The 17,482-nt window shown below is 66.1% G+C and carries 8 protein-coding genes and 3 pseudogenes; 5 read left to right on the top strand and 6 right to left on the bottom strand.

Annotated features, from left to right (window positions below; translation table 11 throughout):
* Positions 1-88: 88 nt before the first annotated feature.
* Entirely contained in the window at positions 89-895 is an 807-nt protein-coding gene (locus AB0L63_RS30620; protein WP_364507945.1) for a DNA-formamidopyrimidine glycosylase family protein, read from the bottom strand.
* Positions 896-1,020: 125 nt separating this feature from the next.
* Positions 1,021-5,853 (bottom strand): ATP-dependent helicase, encoded by a 4,833-nt coding sequence (locus AB0L63_RS30615; RefSeq protein WP_364507943.1) that lies wholly within the window; start codon positions 5,851-5,853, stop codon positions 1,021-1,023.
* A gap of 137 nt (positions 5,854-5,990) precedes the next feature.
* Here AB0L63_RS30615 and AB0L63_RS30610 point away from each other — a divergent pair, with 137 nt between their 5' ends.
* Positions 5,991-6,536: a histidine phosphatase family protein gene (locus tag AB0L63_RS30610; protein WP_364507940.1), complete on the top strand. Its 546-nt coding sequence runs from the start codon at positions 5,991-5,993 to the stop codon at positions 6,534-6,536.
* Positions 6,537-6,872: 336 nt separating this feature from the next.
* The gene (locus AB0L63_RS30605) at positions 6,873-10,346 is read left to right on the top strand and encodes an indolepyruvate ferredoxin oxidoreductase family protein (RefSeq protein ID WP_364507937.1); all 3,474 of its coding nucleotides are present in this window, start codon (positions 6,873-6,875) and stop codon (positions 10,344-10,346) included.
* Positions 10,347-10,372: 26 nt separating this feature from the next.
* Here the strand turns inward: AB0L63_RS30605 and AB0L63_RS30600 are convergent.
* From AB0L63_RS30600 to cycA, 3 genes and pseudogenes are all read right to left on the bottom strand, one after another.
* Positions 10,373-10,513: pseudogene (locus AB0L63_RS30600) on the bottom strand (nucleoside deaminase); the annotation flags it as partial.
* 187 nt (positions 10,514-10,700) lie between these two features.
* Positions 10,701-10,931: pseudogene (locus AB0L63_RS30595) on the bottom strand (AmmeMemoRadiSam system radical SAM enzyme); the annotation flags it as partial.
* 122 nt (positions 10,932-11,053) lie between these two features.
* A complete protein-coding gene (cycA, locus tag AB0L63_RS30590; RefSeq protein ID WP_364508115.1) occupies positions 11,054-12,481 on the bottom strand; it encodes a D-serine/D-alanine/glycine transporter in 1,428 nt (475 codons plus the stop codon).
* Between the two features lie 703 nt (positions 12,482-13,184).
* Between cycA and AB0L63_RS30585 the strand changes: the two genes are divergently transcribed.
* The 3 genes from AB0L63_RS30585 (at position 13,185) to AB0L63_RS30575 (ending at position 17,320) form a co-directional block, all read left to right on the top strand.
* Complete coding sequence (locus tag AB0L63_RS30585) at positions 13,185-14,441, top strand: FAD-dependent oxidoreductase (RefSeq protein WP_364507935.1); 1,257 nt, start codon at positions 13,185-13,187, stop codon at positions 14,439-14,441.
* A gap of 243 nt (positions 14,442-14,684) precedes the next feature.
* A complete protein-coding gene (locus AB0L63_RS30580) occupies positions 14,685-16,352 on the top strand; it encodes a helix-turn-helix domain-containing protein (protein ID WP_364507933.1) in 1,668 nt (555 codons plus the stop codon).
* A gap of 284 nt (positions 16,353-16,636) precedes the next feature.
* Positions 16,637-17,320, top strand: coding sequence for a helix-turn-helix domain-containing protein (locus tag AB0L63_RS30575; RefSeq protein ID WP_364507930.1), 684 nt, complete (start codon positions 16,637-16,639; stop codon positions 17,318-17,320).
* A 5-nt stretch (positions 17,321-17,325) separates the two neighbouring features.
* Here AB0L63_RS30575 and AB0L63_RS30570 read toward each other — a convergent pair.
* A pseudogene (locus tag AB0L63_RS30570) lies at positions 17,326-17,482 on the bottom strand (IS110 family transposase); the annotation flags it as partial.

Raw genomic sequence — 17,482 nt, 5'->3', positions numbered from 1 at the left:
GACGGTACGTGAACTATGACGACCGGTCTAGTTAGTTCGGAGAACTGACGGATACTCGGAGATGGTCGGTAATTGCCCAGGGGTGTGATCAGCCGGGTTCAGGCTGGCAGCGCGGGCAGAAGTAGATTCCGCGTTCGCGTTGGGTAATGCGGTCGGATTGGGTGATCCGGGCCGCACGGCCGGGTGCCGGTTCGGTTTCGCCGAGCAGCTGGACGACCATGCGGGTGCCGCAGCGCTGGCACGGGCGGCGGGCGCGGCCATAGGCCAGTGGCCGCCACGGTGGTTCGGTGGCGGCCTTGGTGAGTACCCGATGGGCCTCGTGCACGAGGGCGAGCAGATCGGGGACGTCGCCGACCGGTGTGGCCGGGTGGACCCGGCGCAGGAAGCAGACTTCGCTGCGGAAGATATTGCCGATACCGGCCAGGTTGCGCTGGTCGAGCAGGGCGAGGCCGATCGGTTGGGCGGGATGTCGCCGCAGCCGTCGCACCGCCTCGATCACATCCCAGTTCGCGCCGAGCAGATCCGGCCCGAGGTGGTCGGTGGCGGTGTGCTCGTCCGCGCGGCGCAGCACCTCGACGGCGCCGAGCGAAAAGCCCACCGCCTCGGTGTCATCGGTGCCGAGCACGAGCCGGGCGGTCACCGGCGGCCGCGTCCACCGTTCACCGGCGCAGTAGGTCCGCCATTCGCCCTCCATCTTCAAATGCGTGTGGACGCTGACCTCGTTGGTTCGGACGAACAGATGCTTGCCATAGCTGGCGACCCCCTCGACCCGCTGCCCAACCAGATCGACCGTGGCATAGCGCGGCACCCGGAAATCGCTGCGGATCAGTGTCTTTCCTGCCAGCGCGAGCCGCAGTCTGGCCGCGGTCAGGTAAACCGTGTCACCTTCGGGCATGGTTCGACCATAGGTTGATTCGAGCCGGAGTCACTGTCGGCTCCGGTTCGGCGGTGGGCGAGTGACCGTTGTCATGCGTGCCGCGCCGCCGTATCGGTGTCGCCGTGTGCGGGTTCGTCGCCGGGTCACGGCTTGCTCCGCAAACGCAGGCCGCGGGGAGTCGCGGAGAATCCGGCCTCGGTGAGGAAACCGGCGAAGGTATTGCCGTGCACGGTTTCTCCGTCGACCCGGTCGATCACCAGCGAGTCGACCCGGCGGTCGCGCACCAGATCGGCCAGGGCGGTGGCCGCGGACTGGCGGACGTTCGGATCCTCGGTAAAGGTGAGCAGCGTTTTCCCGCCGCGCTCCAGATAGAGCGCCAGTTCGCCGTCGACGAGCACAACGATGGCGCCGGCCTTGCGTCCTGGACGGTGGCCCGCGGCTTCGGACGGTCCCTTCGGCCAGGGCAGTGCCGCGCCATAGGGGTTCGCGGGATCGCTTGCCGCCATGGCGAATGCGGTGCTCGGGCTTTGTCCGCCGCTGTCGGGGCGGGTGCGTTCGGTATCGAAGGAGCGCAGTCGGTCCACCACATCGGTGGTGGAGAACTGTGCGCCGCCCAGCGAATCGATGAAATAGCCACGGCGGCAACGGCCGCGATCCTCGAATTCGGTGAGCACACGGTACATGAGTGCGAATCCGCCCGGCACGCCCTCGTTCTGCACCGAGCCACGGGTCAGCACGCCGTACCGCTCGAGCAGGGTGTCCGCCGTCGCGTGGGCGCGCAGGGTGTTGTCGGCCACCCGTTCCGGTAGCAGAGACCAGCGGCCCGCGACGGCGGGTGGTCCGGATCTGGTCGGCATATTCGGTCGTGGGAGGTAAGCCCGTCCGCGTGGCGCGCGCCGCGGCGTGCGATGGGCGGTTGTGGTCCGTGCCGTACCCGAGAGCAGTGCGCGGACGGGGGCGAAGGTGTCGCCGGAGACCACGCCGGCCCAGACGAGCTCCCACAATGCGTTCGCGGCCTGGGTGTCGTCGAGAAGTCCGGTAGCGTCGGAGAGTTGCCGGAAGAAGTACGCGCCGCCGCCGTGCAGGACCGGGGGAAGCCGCGGTGACGGTACCGAGCCGCTGGCCGTCGCCGCAATGCCTGCCTTCGTTGAAACATCCTGTGCCACATCATCGTCCAGCGAAACAACCCGGCCTGACACCGCGTCGGGCGGTGTCTCGCTATCGGCTCCGATTGGCGTCCACAGGGCGATCGATGCGCCCAACGCGCTGAGCAGGCGCAAGTGCACCTCGGACAGTTCGATCTCGTCGGCGGGCGTCAGCGTGAACGGGGCCTGATCGGCCAGGTGCAGGGCAATCCAGCCGTCCTTGGCGGTGATGGCGCCGTGCCCGGACCAGATGACCTCACCGGTGGCCATCAACTCGTCCAACATGGCGGGGGAGTAGTCGCGCACCCGCGCGGGCAATACCAGCGATTCCCATGCGGAGGCGGGAATCGGCACTCCCGCAAGCTGTTCCACTACGGCTGCGACCCCATCGGCCCCGCGCAATGCACCGGTACCGATGTGCTGCCAGGACGGCAGAAAGCGACCGAAGGCGGCGGTTGCGACCGGTTCCACTTCATGCCGGGCGGCCGCGAGCGACCTGCGGCGCAATCGGCGCAGCACCTGGCTGTCGCACCATTCCGAGCCACTGGCAGCGGGAGTGAATTCGCCCTCTACCACGCGCTTTTCCGCGACCAGCCGATGCAATGCGGTTGCGGCGACCGCGGTGCCGAGTCCGAAACGGGCGGCCACGGCCTCGGTGGTGAACGGTCCGTGCGTGCGGGCATAGCGCCCGACCAGGTCGCCGAGCGGATCGGCGACCGGTTCGATGAATGCGGCCGGGGTGCCGATCGGGAGCGGTACGCCGAGTGCATCGCGCAGGCGGGCGGCATCCTCCACCGCCACCCACCAGGTTCGTCCGGCGAAGGTGACCTCGAGTGCGCGCTTGGATTTCACCAAACCGGCCAACCATTCCGCCGGATCACCGGTCGGCTCCGCATTATCGAGTTGAATCTCCGTGGCGGCGACGCATCGCTGCGCGACCTCCTCGGCGGTCAGCGGTCCGAGCAGCCGCAAAAGATCGGCAAGTCCCTCCGCATCCCGTGCCAACCGTTCGGGTGTCAGCCGCTGCAACTCCCGCTCGGTCTGCTCGATAACAGTGGCGTCCAACAACTCCCGCAGCTCCACCCGTCCGAGCAGTTCGGCGAGCAGACTCGAATCCAGCGACAATGCGGCGGCCCGACGTTCGGCCAGCGGACTGTCCCCGTCGTACATGAACTGCCCGATGTAGTCGAACAGCAGCGAATTGGCGAACGGTGACGGTGTCGCGGTCTCCACCTCGACCAGTCGCACCTGACGGCGCGCCACCCGTGCCAGCAGATCCCGCAGCGACGGCAGATCGTAGACGTCACGCAGACATTCGCGCACCGTCTCCAATAGGATCGGAAAGTCTGGAAACTTCCGCGCCACATCGAGTAATTGCGCCGAACGCTGCCGCTGCTGCCACAGTGGCGCACGTTTACCCGGATCGCGTCGGGGCAGCAGCAGCGCCCGCGCCGCGCACTCCCGGAATCGCGATGCGAACAGTGCCGATCCGCCGACCTGTTCGGTGACGATATCGTCGATCTCATCGGGCTCGAAAACGAAAAGTTCGGCACCGGGCGGATCGTCGGTGGTGTCGGGTAGCCGAACCACGATTCCATCATCGGAGGCGTTCGGCGCGACATCCACCCCGAACCGCTCGCGTAGCCGCGCACCGATCGCCAATGCCCACGGCGCATGTACCGGCAGGCCGTATGGCGAATGCAGCACAAGTCGCCAATCGCCGAGCTCGTCGCGGAAGCGCTCGACGATCAAGGTCTTATCGGTGGGCAATTGTCCGGTGGCAGTGCGCTGTTCATCGAGCAGGGTCACCAGATTCGCGGTGGCATTGTCGTTCAGACTCGCGCCGCGTACGAGTGCGTCGAGTGCCGGATCCGCCGTGGCCTTGTTCTTGCCGTCGGTTTTCGGGTCGAAATCCGGTGGCGCGTGCGCACCTGCCTTGCGAATGAATTCACCCAGCGCCGCACCGAGTTCGGCGGGGCGGCCGAGTCCGTCACCATGCCAGAACGGCAACCGCCCCGGCTGTCCGAACGCGGGGGTGACCAGCACGCGGTCGAAGGTGATCTCCTCGATGCGCCAGCTGGTCGCGCCGAGCGCGAACACGTCGCCGACGCGCGACTCGTAGACCATCTCCTCATCGAGCTCGCCGACGCGGGAGGCCTTTTCACCGACCATGTAGACCGCGAAAAGACCGCGGTCCGGGATCGCGCCACCCGAGGTCACCGCCAGTCGCTGGGCGCCGGGCCGTCCGGTCAGCGTGCCCGCGTCGCGATCCCAGACCAGCCGGGGCCGCAATTCGGCGAACTCGTCCGACGGATAGCGACCAGCGAGCAGATCGAGCACCGACTCATACGCCGACCTGGGCAGCGAGGCGTAATTGCCGGTGCCGCGCACGGTTTCGAACCAGGCGTCGACATCAATGGGTTCGAGCGCGCAGGCCGCGACGGTCTGCTGGGCCAGGATGTCCAAGGGGTGCGCGGGAATTTGCAGCGCCTCGATCTGGCCAGTCGTCATCCGCTGCGCGGCGACCGCGCAGTGGATGACATCGGTGCGATGCTTCGGGAACAGCACCCCGCGCGAGATCTCACCGACCTGGTGCCCGGCCCGCCCGACTCGCTGCAACCCACTCGCAACCGATGGCGGCGCCTCCACCTGCACCACCAAATCGACCGCGCCCATATCGATTCCGAGTTCGAGACTGCTGGTGGCCACCACACACCGCAGCCGTCCGCTCTTGAGATCGTCCTCGATCAGCGCCCGCTGCTCCTTGCTCACCGAACCGTGGTGCGCCCGGGCCAGCAGCGGATCGGCGCCATGGATCACTTCGGTCGGCGCACCGAGTTGCGCGGGTGGTTTGTGGCCGCCGCGCGCGTCAGGCCGGGATGCGGCAGCTTGCGTAACCACGGAGGGCCCCGCGCGCGGCGTATCGGACCCGGTGTCGACGGCCTCGCCCAGCCGCGCGGCGTAGGCCTCATTGAGCCGCGCGGTCAGCCGCTCGGCCAACCTGCGCGAATTCGCGAAGACGATCGAAGACCGGTGGTCCAGCACCAGATCCACGATCGCCTCGTCCACATGCGGCCAGATCGATCCGGGCTGATCGGAATCGCCCGGCTCGGTCATATCGGCGATCGGCACGCGCACGGACAAGTCGAAGGTCTTCGGTGCGGGCGGCGAAACGATGGTGATCGGCGCACTCCCGACCAGGAACCGCCCGACCTCCTCTGGGGGCCGCACCGTCGCCGAGAGTCCGATCCGCTGGGCGGGCCGCTCGGTCAGCAGATCCAACCGGGCCAGCGACAGTGCCAGATGTGCGCCGCGCTTACCGCCCGCGATAGCATGCACCTCGTCCACGATCACCGTGCCGACATTGCTCAACGTTTCCCTCGCCGCCGAGGTGAGCATCAGGAACAGCGATTCGGGCGTGGTGATCAGAATGTCGGGTGGTGTCCGCAGCATCGAGCGCCGGTCTGCCGCACTGGTATCGCCGGAACGCACACCGACGGTGATCGTCGGCGGGTCCAGGCCGAGCCTCTTGGCGGTCTGGGTGATCCCGACCAGCGGCGCGCGCAGATTACGCTCGACATCCACCGCCAACGCCTTCAGCGGTGACACATACAACACCGAGGTGCCGACCTTGCTCTCGGGCTTCGGTCGGGTCGAGAGTTGATCGATGGCCCACAGAAAGGCCGACAGCGTCTTACCCGAACCGGTCGGCGCGACGACCAAGGTGTGCTCACCTGCGGCAATGGCCTGCCATGCGCCCAGCTGAGCGGATGTCGGCGCGGGAAATGCGCCGTCGAACCACTCTTGGGTCGCGGTGGAGAACTGGGCCATGGCATCAGTGTGCACCCGGGCACCGACAACCAGCAGCGGCGGTCGGAATACCTCGAGTCCGGCAAGTGGCTCGCGGGCCGAGCGAAGGGGTGGCAATCGAAGTACGGCCGCTGGCGTCGCACCGTACGCTGCCAACCGTGCAAAAGGTGCTCAGACTCGACCTGGTCAGCCATGGCATGACCGAGGCGATGCGAAAGGCACGTTTTCCAGTAGACGAATCGCTGACCGAGGCCGGTCGCCGAGCAATCGCGGCGGGTGGCCGCCGGACCGCGGCTCGGGTGCTCACCGGACCCGAACGCCGGACCGTGGAAACGGCTGCGCTGATGGGACTTCCGGGCGAGCAGGACGCCCGGCTGCGCGATCTGGATGCCGGCGCGTGGCGCGGCGGTGAACTGATGTCGGTGCCGCAGGATGAGCTGTACGCCTGGCTGACCGACCCGCAGTTCCGTGGTCACGGTGGCGAATCCGTGATCGATGTGATCGAGCGGACCAGGTATTGGATGGCCGAAATCGCCTCGGAGAGCATGCCGACCATCGCGGTCACCCATCCGGCGGTGATCCGGGCGGCGCTGCTGGTGACCCTGGACGCGCCGCCGAAATCGTTCTGGCGGATCGACATCCCGCCGGGCAGCGTCACCCGGCTGCACTATCGCGGCGAATGGACGTTGCACTGCACGGCGTGACAGCTGTGTATGACAACCGTTGCACGGTCATCTGCCACTCCCCTTCTGGGGTGCCGTCGGTTCACGCCACGATCGCAGTGTGAACGTCGGCTTCCGCGTTTTCTGGGCCGATATCACCTGGAAACGAGACACAGCCCATTCCAGCCCAGGTGTCCGAGGTCACATTTCACCTCACATCCTGCATAGCCAGTGCCCACTGCGAAGAGTGGAAATTGGGCAGTCTGCTCAATATGTCATTCATCAGTTGTGCGTTCAGCTCTTCACAGACAGTATGGCGGCAAGAAATGCTCAACGAAGCGAAGCGCCCGATCGGCGCCTAGCGGACGGGTGGACGATATGACCGAGCTCGCCGACCGCGAACTGATCCCAGCCCCCTATGACCTTGCCGACCGCTACCGCGTCGGCGCAGGCACCGTTGTCCTCACCGGTGTCCAGGCGATCGCTCGACAACTGGTCGAGCAGCATGTTCGTGATCTGCGCGCCGGGCTACGGATCGGCACCTTCGTCTCCGGATATCAGGGCAGCCCGCTGGGCGGCGTCGACCGGATGCTGAACGGGATGCCGAATGTGCTGGCCGAGCACGATATTTCCTTCGTGCCGGGTTTGAATGAGGAACTCGCCGCGACCTCGGTATGGGGTAGTCAGGCCGATCTGCCCGCGGGGCATGCGACCCATGATGGCGTCGTCGGGGTCTGGTACGGCAAGGGGCCCGGGCTCGACCGCGCGACGGATGCGCTGCGGCACGCCAATATGTACGGTGCCAATGCCCGCGGCGGCGTGCTCCTGCTGGTCGGCGACGATCCGGCCTCGAAATCCTCCACCGTGCCCGCGGTGAGTGAGCGTTCGCTGGCCGCGATGGGTATTCCGGTGTTGTTCCCGCGCAATGCGCGCGAGATCATCACCATGGGGCTGCACGGTGTCGCGCTGTCCCGGGCGTCGGGATGCCTGGTGGCACTGAAGATCGTCGCCGATGTGGCCGACGGCGCGTGGACGGTCGACGGCATGGTGGGCGATATCGACATCACGGTGCCCGAGATCGAGTGGGAGGGCAGGCCGTTCACCTACCTGCAGCGACCGATGGCCGCGCCGACGGACAGCGTGATCGCCGAGGCGGATTTGTATGGACCGCGCTGGGAGTTGGTCAAGGCATACAGCACGTGCAACGAACTCGATGTCATCGAAGTGAACCCGGGGCGTGCCACCGTCGGAATCGCCGCCACCGGAACCACATTCGACGCCGTGCGCCAGGCGCTGATCGATCTCGGCGTCGACGATGACGCACTGCTGCGCGCGGGCGTCCGGCTGTTGCGCATCGGCATGCCGTATCCCATCGCGCCCGAACGGGTCCGGCAGTTCGCCGACGGGCTGGAGCGGATCGTGGTCGTCGAGGACAAAACCGCCTTCATCGAAACACAGATCAGGGAGATCCTGTACGGCACCGAGAACGCGCCGCGGATCGTCGGCAAGCGCGACGATCGGGACCGGCCGCTGTTCGCCCAGGACGGTGAACTCACCGCGGGCCGGATCGGCAAGCCGCTGCGCCGCGCGCTCGATGGCTATCTCGAGATGAAACATCCACTGCCGCAACCACTGTCGCTGTCGGTGTTGCCCACCAAGCGGGCCGCTTACTTCTGTAGCGGGTGTCCGCACAACCGGTCGACCGCGGTACCGGAGGGCTCGCTGGCCGGCGGCGGTATCGGCTGTCATACGCTGGTGACGATGTCGGGGCGTGCGGACAGCAAGGTCACCGGTCTCACCCAGATGGGCGGTGAGGGCTCCCAGTGGATCGGGCAGGCGCCGTTCACCGACGTACCGCATCTGTTCCAGAACATCGGTGACGGAACATATTTCCACTCCGGCCAGCTCGCGGTGCAGGCGTGCATCGCGGCGGGCGTGAACATCACCTTCAAGCTGCTGTACAACGATGTCGTCGCGATGACCGGCGCCCAGGACGCCGAGGGCGCGCTCGCGGTGCCGATGCTCACCCACAAGCTCACCACCGAGGGCGTCCGGCAGATCATCATCTGCGCCGACGAACCCAAGCGCTATCGCAAGCGCGATCTCGCCGCAGGAACCCTGCTGTGGCACCGGGATCGGCTCGACGAGGCACAGCGCACGCTGCGTGAGATCCCCGGCGTGACTGTGCTCATCTACGACCAGCACTGCGCCGCCGACGCACGCCGTCAGCGCAAGCGCGGCACCCTGCCGACCCGGCGGACCCGAGTTGTCATCAACGAGGCGGTATGTGAGGGCTGCGGTGATTGCGGCGTCAAGAGCAACTGCCTCTCCGTGCAGCCGGTGGACACCGAATTCGGCCGCAAGACCCGCATCGAGCAGACCTCGTGCAACACCGATTACAGCTGCCTGGACGGCGACTGCCCGTCCTTCGTCACCGTACAGTTGCCGGAACCGCGAAAGGCGAACAAGCGCAAAGGCATTCGGCGTCCCGAAGCGCCGGTGCTGCCCGAACTCGGCGCCGAGCCACCCGTCGCGACGCAGAATGTGTTCCTGGCCGGCATCGGCGGAACCGGCATCGTCACCGTGAACCAGGTGTTGGCGACCGCCGCCCTGCGTGCCGGTTACGAGGTGGCGAGCCTGGATCAGATCGGCCTGAGCCAGAAGGCCGGCCCGGTCGTCTCCCATCTGCGGTTCGCGCCCGACGCGCTGGAACCGGCCAATCGGCTGACCCCGGGGTCGGCGGACTGCATCGTCGCCTTCGATCTGCTCGCCGCCACCGACAGCAAGAACCTTGCCTACGGCTCGGCGACGGCGACGGTATCGGTCGTCTCGACCAGCAGGACGCCGACCGGTGACATGGTCTACGACAAGTCCGTGTCCTACCCCGAGGAGCAGCTGCTGCTGTCGCGGCTGGCGCAGGTGTCGCGTTCGGTGAACTCCTTCGACGCACTTGCCGCCGCCGAGGTGCTGTTCGGCAATACCGCCGCCGCCAACTTCCTACTGGTCGGAGCGGCCTATCAGCTCGGTGGCCTGCGCCTGCCCGCGGCAGCGATCGAGGAGGCCATCGAGATCAACGGCGTCGCGGTCGCGGCGAATATCGCGGCATTCCGGTGGGGTCGCATCGCGATCGAGCGGCCGGACGAATTCGCCGCGGCAACCACCCGCCCGCGCCGCGAGCGCGCCGAGATCACGGTTCCGGCCGACCTTTTCGACGGTCTCACCGCCGCCGGCGAGACCAGGCGGCTGGTCGAACTGCGCGCCGTCGAATTGATTGGCTTCCAGAATGCTCGGATCGCCCGCGACTACGTTCGGACGGTGCAGCACATCTGGTCGGCGCAGCAACGCGTCACCGATCGCACCGAGTTCAGCGAGCAGGTCGCGCGCGGACTGTACAAGTTCATCGCCTACAAGGACGAATACGAGGTCGCGCGTCGGCTCACCGATCCGGCCTTCCTGGACGAGGTTTCGGCGCAGCTGCCCGACGGCGCGAACCTCACCTACCGTCTGCACCCGCCGGTGCTGCGTGCGATGGGCCGCAAGAAGAAGATCGGCATGAGCCCGCGCAGCCATGTGGTCCTGCGGGTGCTGGCCAAGGGAAAGCGGTTGCGCGGCACCAAGCTCGATCCGTTCGGCTATGCCCACGTCCGCCGTGTCGAGCGCACGCTGCTGGCCCATTACACCGATATGGTCACGACGCTGGCCGCCACGCTCGACGACGGGGGTTACGACCGGGCGGTGACCGCGGCCGCGCTTACCGATATGGTGCGCGGCTACGAGGACATCAAGCTCGCCAATGTCGAGCGTTACCGCGACCGGCTCCGCGAACTCGGCATCGAACCGCCGCGGCTATAGCGCGCGCGTGTTGTCGATCGGGCGGCTCAGTATGCGGTGGTCGCTCCCGTAACACGCCGCTCGCCATTGTTGCGTTGCTGCCAGCGGCGGTAGACCTCGATCGCGTCGTCGCGGGGCTCGTGGCGCATGGGCAGGCGGCGCTGGTCCCAGGGCTTGCCGAACTCGTTCGTCGCCGCGCATCCGCAACGCCTGTGGGTGCTGCACCGCGGCCGCGTCGTCGCAGTCGGTGCCGCGTCGGATCGCCTACCCGCCCACTGAGCTGATCGCCACCTCGATCAATGCAAATCCGGCCCCGAAACCAAGTTCTGCTGGCGGATGCCGTTGCTCATGCGGCCTGCTCGACGGCGTCACGCGATGATTGAGCGGTTTCTTCTCGACCGGATCGACGCAGAACCCGCTGGAGCGGCCGTACGTGGTGAGTACGATCTGTTCGTCCACTCGGGCACGAACGAAGCACAGCCCCCGCTGCCCCGCACGCAACTTGCAAGCGCGCGGACACACGTCGCACTGCAGCCTGCCATCACCGAGCCGGTGCCAGTGCCTGGTCGGGACAGTGTAAGGGTCGTCGAGCGTTGGTGTCGTCATCGGTTTTCCGATGATCAGACTACGTCGTCAAAATGCCCGCTGGCCCTGTTTCGACGGGTATCCGCTCGGTGACCAACTGGCCGAATCGAGCATGCCTGGTCTCACCCATCGGGCAGCGATGATCACCGCCGTTCCGCTCCGTCTCGGAAGGCTGTGGCGCGCATCATCTGCGCTGGTCGACGCCGCACAACGGCCCACGCCGCACCGAGAATGATGAACCAGACAGGGGTGACGAGCAGGGCATGGAGTGTGTCGTCCTTCTGCGTGAACGCCCAGATCAAGAATCCGAAAAATACGAACACCACGTAGCACATGGCCACGCCACCAGGCATCTTGAAGGTCGACGCGTCGTGCAAATGGGGACGCCGCTTCCGATAGACGATGTAGCTGAGCAAGATGATCGACCAGACGAAGATGAAGCACAGCGATGAGATCGTCGTCACGATGGTGAATGCGTCGATGATCGAACCACCGACTGCAACCATGACCACACCGGCCAATAAGAACACGCCCGACAGGTACAGGGCGTTCGCCGGCACTCGCCGCCGGGTGAGCCTGCCGAGCGAGGCGGGGGCGGCACTGTCGCGCGCGAGCCCGTACACCATGCGTGAGGTGGAGTAGATTCCGGAATTCGCTGAGGACGCAGCTGAGGTGAGAACGACGAAGTTGATCACCGATGCCGCGATGCCGAGACCGGCGAGGGAGAACATGGCCACGAACGGGCTGCGGTCCGCACTGATCGAGTGCCATGACGTGACCGAAATGATCACCGTGAGGGCGACCACGTAGAACAGCATTACCCGCATGGGGATCGAATTGATCGCCTTCGGCAGATTCTTCTCGGGATCCTTCGCCTCGGCAGCCGTGGTGCCGACGAGTTCGATGCCCACGAATGCGAAAGTCGCGATCTGGAAGCCTGCGACGAAACCCATGATCCCGGTCGGAAAGAAGCCGCCGGCGTTCCACATGTTCGCAAACGACGCCTGCGCACCACTGGGTGCGGTGAAGTGTGTGAACACCATCGCGAGTCCGACGACGATGAGACTGATGATGGCGATGATCTTGATCAGGGCGAACCAGAACTCGGTCTCCCCGAAAGCCTTGACGCTGGGCAGGTTGAGCCCGATAAGCAGGGCCACCGATGCGAGCGCAGGGATCCACAGTGGAAGCGACCCCCACCAGTACGACACGTAGCCGGCGATCGCTATGACGTCCGCAATGCCCGTGACGATCCAACAGAACCAGTACGTCCAACCGGTAAAGAAGCCGGCCCATGGGCCGAGCAGGTCCGATGTGAAGTCCGCGAACGACTTGTAGTCGGTGTTGGAGAGCAGCAACTCACCCATCGCTCGCATGACGAAGAACAGCATCGTGCCGATGATCATGTACACGAAGATCACCGAAGGGCCGGCGAGGGAAATGGTCTTACCGGACCCCATGAACAGGCCAGTGCCGATCGCGCCGCCTACGGCGATCAGCTGGATGTGTCGGTTGGATAGTTGCCGGGACAACCCGGGCTGGGGTGGTTCGTCGGCTCGTGGGGAGATCAACGCCGTCGCGACGCTGGGCTCGGTGTACTCGGGCACGGATGCTCCTTGCTGGGAAACGGACGCTGCACAGCGAACGACGCCGGCGACTCACTCGGGGCGCCGCTGTGACGACATCGCGAAGTCAAGCGATCGAATCGGAATCACGAGAGCCCTGCTCGGCAGGTCATCTCAGGGATGTGTCGGTGTGCGGGTATCTACAGGTCAGCTCGTGCTCGGCTGACCGCGTGCTCGATCGAAACGGGCTCAGCCCGGATGCTTGTGCGCGGGAACACGCCACGAGCGAAGCGACATCCATGTCCGCCGACTCAGCTTCTCGCTATGCTGCGCATCACACTGTAGGGGTGTGTCGAGCAGAGATGCAACCAGCAACTTCGATAACGCAGCATCCAGGGTGAACTGGACGAGTAGCATGTGCGCGGAAATGCCTTGCAGGACAGTCAAATCCATCGAACATCTGGGCTCGCGATTCAGCTATACCGCGTTTTCCCTTCACGTTCCTGTCCTTGGCGATCTCGGAGCTATCCGGAGTGATGCGGGCAGGGCAGGGGCGCAAGGGGAGTCGGCGGTTCGTCTGCCGCACCATTACCGGCGATTGTGCTGTGAGCACCGCCCGCGGGCGAATGTTTGGAGCGAGAGCACGGTGACATGGGTGCCCAACACGCCGACGATCGAGTGACGGCAAACACATGCGAGAGAGGTGCTCATGAGGCTAGGCTCCACGGCCCCACGACGAGTCGGCATTGTTGGTGCCGGGATGGTCGGACTGTCGACTGCGTGGTTCCTGCAGGAGCGAGGAGTCGAGGTCACGGTATTCGACCGGGCGGGGGTCGCGGCCGGAGCGTCGTGGGGGAACGCGGGATGGCTCACTCCTGGCATCAGCACGCCGCTGCCCGAGCCCGCGGTGTTGCGATACGGCATACGCGCCGTGCTCAGTCCGTCCTCGCCTGTTTACGTGCCGCCGACGTTGAACCCCCGACTGATTCGGTTCCTCGCGTCGTTCGCTCGGCACAGCACCACGGCCCGGTGGCGGGAGGCGATGTCGGCGCTCGTAGCGATCAACCGGGGTGCACTCTCCGCGTTCGACGCGCTCGCGGATGGCGGTGTGACAGAACCGTCGCGCGAGGCGAAATCCTTCCTGGCCGCATACCGGACACCGCAGGAACGCACTGTCCTGCTCGAGGAGATCGAGCATATTCGCGCAGCCGGTCAGGAGATCGAGTTCGACGTGCTGTCCGGGGACGACGCTCGCGGCGTCGAGCCGTCGTTGTCCGACGAAATCGGGGCCGCAATCAGGTTGCACGGTCAGCGATTCATCAATCCCGGCGAGTTCGTGGACAGCCTCGCCGAGGCGGTCCGGGCGCGTGGAGGCGCGATCCTGGAGGGGGTCGCGATCAGCCGCGTCTTCGATGATGGTGACGCCGTTCGCATTTCGGGTTCCACCGGTGAGACGGGCCAGTTCGACGCATTGGTGCTCGCGACCGGGACTTGGCTCGGCGACATCGCCCGCGACTTCGGAGTTCGCATACCCGTGCAAGCGGGCCGCGGATACAGCTTCAGCGTCGCGATCGATCACGTTCCTGCGGGCCCCGTCTACTTTCCGGCGCAAAGGGTGGCGTGCACGCCGCTCGGGGACCGCCTGCGGGTCGCCGGGATGATGGAGTTCCGGGCGCCCGATGCTGCGCTGGACAGACGACGGATCGCCGCGATCGTCGAGGCCGCCCGGCCCTTGCTGCGCGGCGCGGATCTCGATACCCGGCGCGACGAATGGGTCGGTTCACGGCCCTGCACGCCGGATGGCCTGCCGGTCATCGGAGCCACTCGGTCCCCTCGCGTGTTTGCTGCGGGCGGTCACGGAATGTGGGGTATCACCCTGGGCCCGGCGACGGGACGTCTGCTCGCCGAGACCATCACTACCGGACGCACAGCGCCCGAGCTCGGACCGTTCAACCCACTGCGATGACCCAACCGACGTCGGTGCCACAGGCGCCCGTCTTCGGCACTGTGGCCGCGATCGCCGCAGGCACCGACGGCCTGGGGCCAGCCGGCCCGAAGGCCGTCACAGTATGCGGGTGAGCTCCCGTCGACGGTACTCGGACACTACTGTAGAAGTACGCGCCAGAGCTGGTTGTCCCTTCGCATGGAACCACTGGCACCGAGCAGGAACCGACGTGACGGAGAGCCGTCACCGGCGCCGAGGAGAGCGATGATCCGCGTCAGCGCCCTGATCGAATCGCTGGGCGGGGCAGTTCTTCGCCCCGTCGTGTCGGGCAACCGTGATGTCATCACCGACGTCACCCTCGTCGGCGGCGATGACACGGATCTCGAACAACCCGGAAACCTCGTACTCGGACTCGGAATCCGCACCGCTGCAGCCGCTGTCGAGCTGCTGCGTCGATCCGCCCGCACCGGTGCCAGCGCGGTGGTCCTCGAGTCACCCGTAGTCGACGACCCGAGCGTGGTCGAGGCCGCCACCGAACTGGGGGTCGGACTGATCGAGTTACACGCGCGGGCATCGTGGACACACCTGGTGTGGTTGACCCGCAGCATCCTCGATCACTCCACCGCGCTGACCGGATCGCAGGTGCGGCGTGAGCAGAGCGACTACAGCGAGCTCTTCGCCTTCGCCGATGCCGCCGCCGCCATCGTGTCCGCGCCGGTGACCATCGAAGATGCCCATTCTCGCGTGCTCGCGTACTCCGAGCGTCAGGACACGGCCGACGCCGCCCGGATCTCCACGATTGTCGGACGCCGCGTCCCTGAGGGGATAGTGCGACACTTTCGGTCCCGCGGGGTCTTCCGACATCTACAGGAGTCAGACGAGCCGATCCGGGTTGCCGCCGGACCGGACGACGTTCTCCCGCGCCTGGTCATACCGATACGGGCGGGCAAGGAACTGCTCGGGTCCATTTGGGCGGTGGACCCCGGCCTCGTTCCCGAAGACCAAGTTCGCGAACTGACCCGAACTGCGTCGGTGGTGGCGTTGCACCTGCTTCGTCTGCGTGCCCAGTCCGGTGCGGCTCGGCAGATGGCGGTCGACCGCCTCCGGGCCGCACTGCTCACTCCCGACCAAGCCGCCGATCTGCAATTGCCCCCCGGCCCGTGGCGAGTCGTCGCACTGGCCGAAGCCACCGGCGCGGGTCGGTCGGACTACCCGATCGAGCTGTGGGCGTCTGTCCTGCGCCGCCATGGGTGGCCTCAGCCCCTGCTCACCTCGATCGACGACATGCCGATGGCAGTGGTGACCGACGATGCGGCGGCAAATACGGTCGGCAGTTGGATGTGGTTGCAAACCGTGGCCGCCGAGTTGTACGCGGACGACAGGCGCGTGTCAGCCCTCGCGGGCGCACCCGCACAGACCACGAAGCAACTGTCCCGATCACGCTCGGAGGCAACAGAACTCGTCGGCCTGGCGCGGAGCGGACTACTCGACATGCCGTCGACGACCTTCGAGAAAGCCTGGCACGAAGTCGTTCTGGCGCGAGCCGGCTCCGCAATTCTCACCGGAACCCTGTTGGCCGAAGGTCCGGTCCAGGCGTTGATCGAGCACGACCGGGAACGGGGAACCGAATTCGTGACCACCCTCGCCACATTCCTCGTCCATCACGGCGAACCGAAGCGTGCCGCCCAAGGGCTCCATGTCCACCCGAACACGTTGCGCTACCGGATGAAGCAGATTACCGACCTCACCGGACTCGACCTGACCGATCCTCGGCGCAGACTCGCGGTCGGACTTGCCCTCACGGCAGTTTTGGATAATCAGGACCATTACCTGTCCGCGGCGAACCACGACACTGCGAACGCCCCGAAAGACTCGACGACCGTCGACACATCCTCAGAAGTCGCCGGCAACCCGAAGCCCCTGGAAGGCTGAGGAAGCACTGGCCTCGGTGTTCCCCGAAGCCAGATCCGTTTCAGTCCACCACTCGAAATCTCCGCCGCTCATCTGAGAACAACGCACTCGGCACCGCCGCCCACGCCGATCCGACTCGGATTATCGATGGCCCGGCCATTGTGCAACGAGCGCTGCCAGACCGACCCCGCCACCGAGGATGATCGGATCGCAGTCGAGGGCTGAGTCGACCGATGGTCATGCTGACCGCCTCCCATAGTGACCAGATATGATATTCTGGTCACTACGAGAGGCGAGGAGGTGCCATGCCACGACCACGGATCCCCGCTCGCCGCGACGCGATCGTTAGCGCGGCGCGCGATCTGATCCTCGATCAGGGCTGGCCTGCGACGACGGTCGCAGACATCGCTGGTCGCGCCGGGGTCGGCAAGGGGGCTGTCTACCTGGAGTTCCCTGACAAGTCCGCGATCCTGGCAGCAGTGTTGACGGCCAGCGTTCGACGCGTCGTCGTCGAAGTGCGACGCCGAGTGCTCGGCGCCCCCGTGACTGTCGATCTGCCGACCGTGTATCGCTTCGGCTTGGAAGCGTTGTTGGGCGACCGCCTTCTCTGCGCGGCGTACACCCACGACACAACCATCCTCGGGGAGCACGTCAAGCACATTGCGGACGACCGGTACGCGCAGCGGACAAGCTGGCTCGATGACTATGTCATTCGTTTACAACAGGCCGGTGTAGTCGATCCCGCACTCTCAGCCACGGCGATCGGACGAATGCTCGCGGTGTTCTCCCTCGGTCTCGTCCACGCACCGGGCACCCTCGGGACAGCCGATCCGGACGATCTCGCTGCGACCGTCGGCATCTTCGCGGAGCTCCTCAGTCGCGGCCTCTCGGCGGGCGGATCCACGGACCCCGTCGCGGCACGCGAGGCGCAACTCGATCTCCTCGACGCGCTCGAGGAGCAGATAAACGAATTGGAGGAATCTCAATGACGATGTCAAGCTGCGACCGGGGCTCCGGTGACGCTCGGGGGCTTGGTGTCGAAGGGCCGGTTGTCGTGCAGCAGTGCCCACAGCACGTCGACCAATCGCCGGGCCAACGCTAGGAGCGCCTGGGTATGAATGAGTCGTTCGGTGCGTTTGCGCTGATAGAAC

This window comes from Nocardia sp. NPDC051990, assembly GCF_040680755.1.
Classification (GTDB): Bacteria; Actinomycetota; Actinomycetes; order Mycobacteriales; family Mycobacteriaceae; genus Nocardia.
Note: the sequence above shows the minus strand (reverse complement) of the source record. Positions and strands in the feature narration are given on the sequence as shown.

Coding starts and splice junctions, on each gene's coding strand:
- AB0L63_RS30620 (WP_364507945.1), bottom strand. CDS start 895: ATGCCCGAAGGTGACACGGTTTACCTGACCGCGGCCAGACTGCGGCTC.
- AB0L63_RS30615 (WP_364507943.1), bottom strand. CDS start 5,853: ATGGCCCAGTTCTCCACCGCGACCCAAGAGTGGTTCGACGGCGCATTT.
- AB0L63_RS30605 (WP_364507937.1), top strand. CDS start 6,873: ATGACCGAGCTCGCCGACCGCGAACTGATCCCAGCCCCCTATGACCTT.
- AB0L63_RS30585 (WP_364507935.1), top strand. CDS start 13,185: ATGAGGCTAGGCTCCACGGCCCCACGACGAGTCGGCATTGTTGGTGCC.
- AB0L63_RS30580 (WP_364507933.1), top strand. CDS start 14,685: ATGATCCGCGTCAGCGCCCTGATCGAATCGCTGGGCGGGGCAGTTCTT.
- AB0L63_RS30575 (WP_364507930.1), top strand. CDS start 16,637: ATGCCACGACCACGGATCCCCGCTCGCCGCGACGCGATCGTTAGCGCG.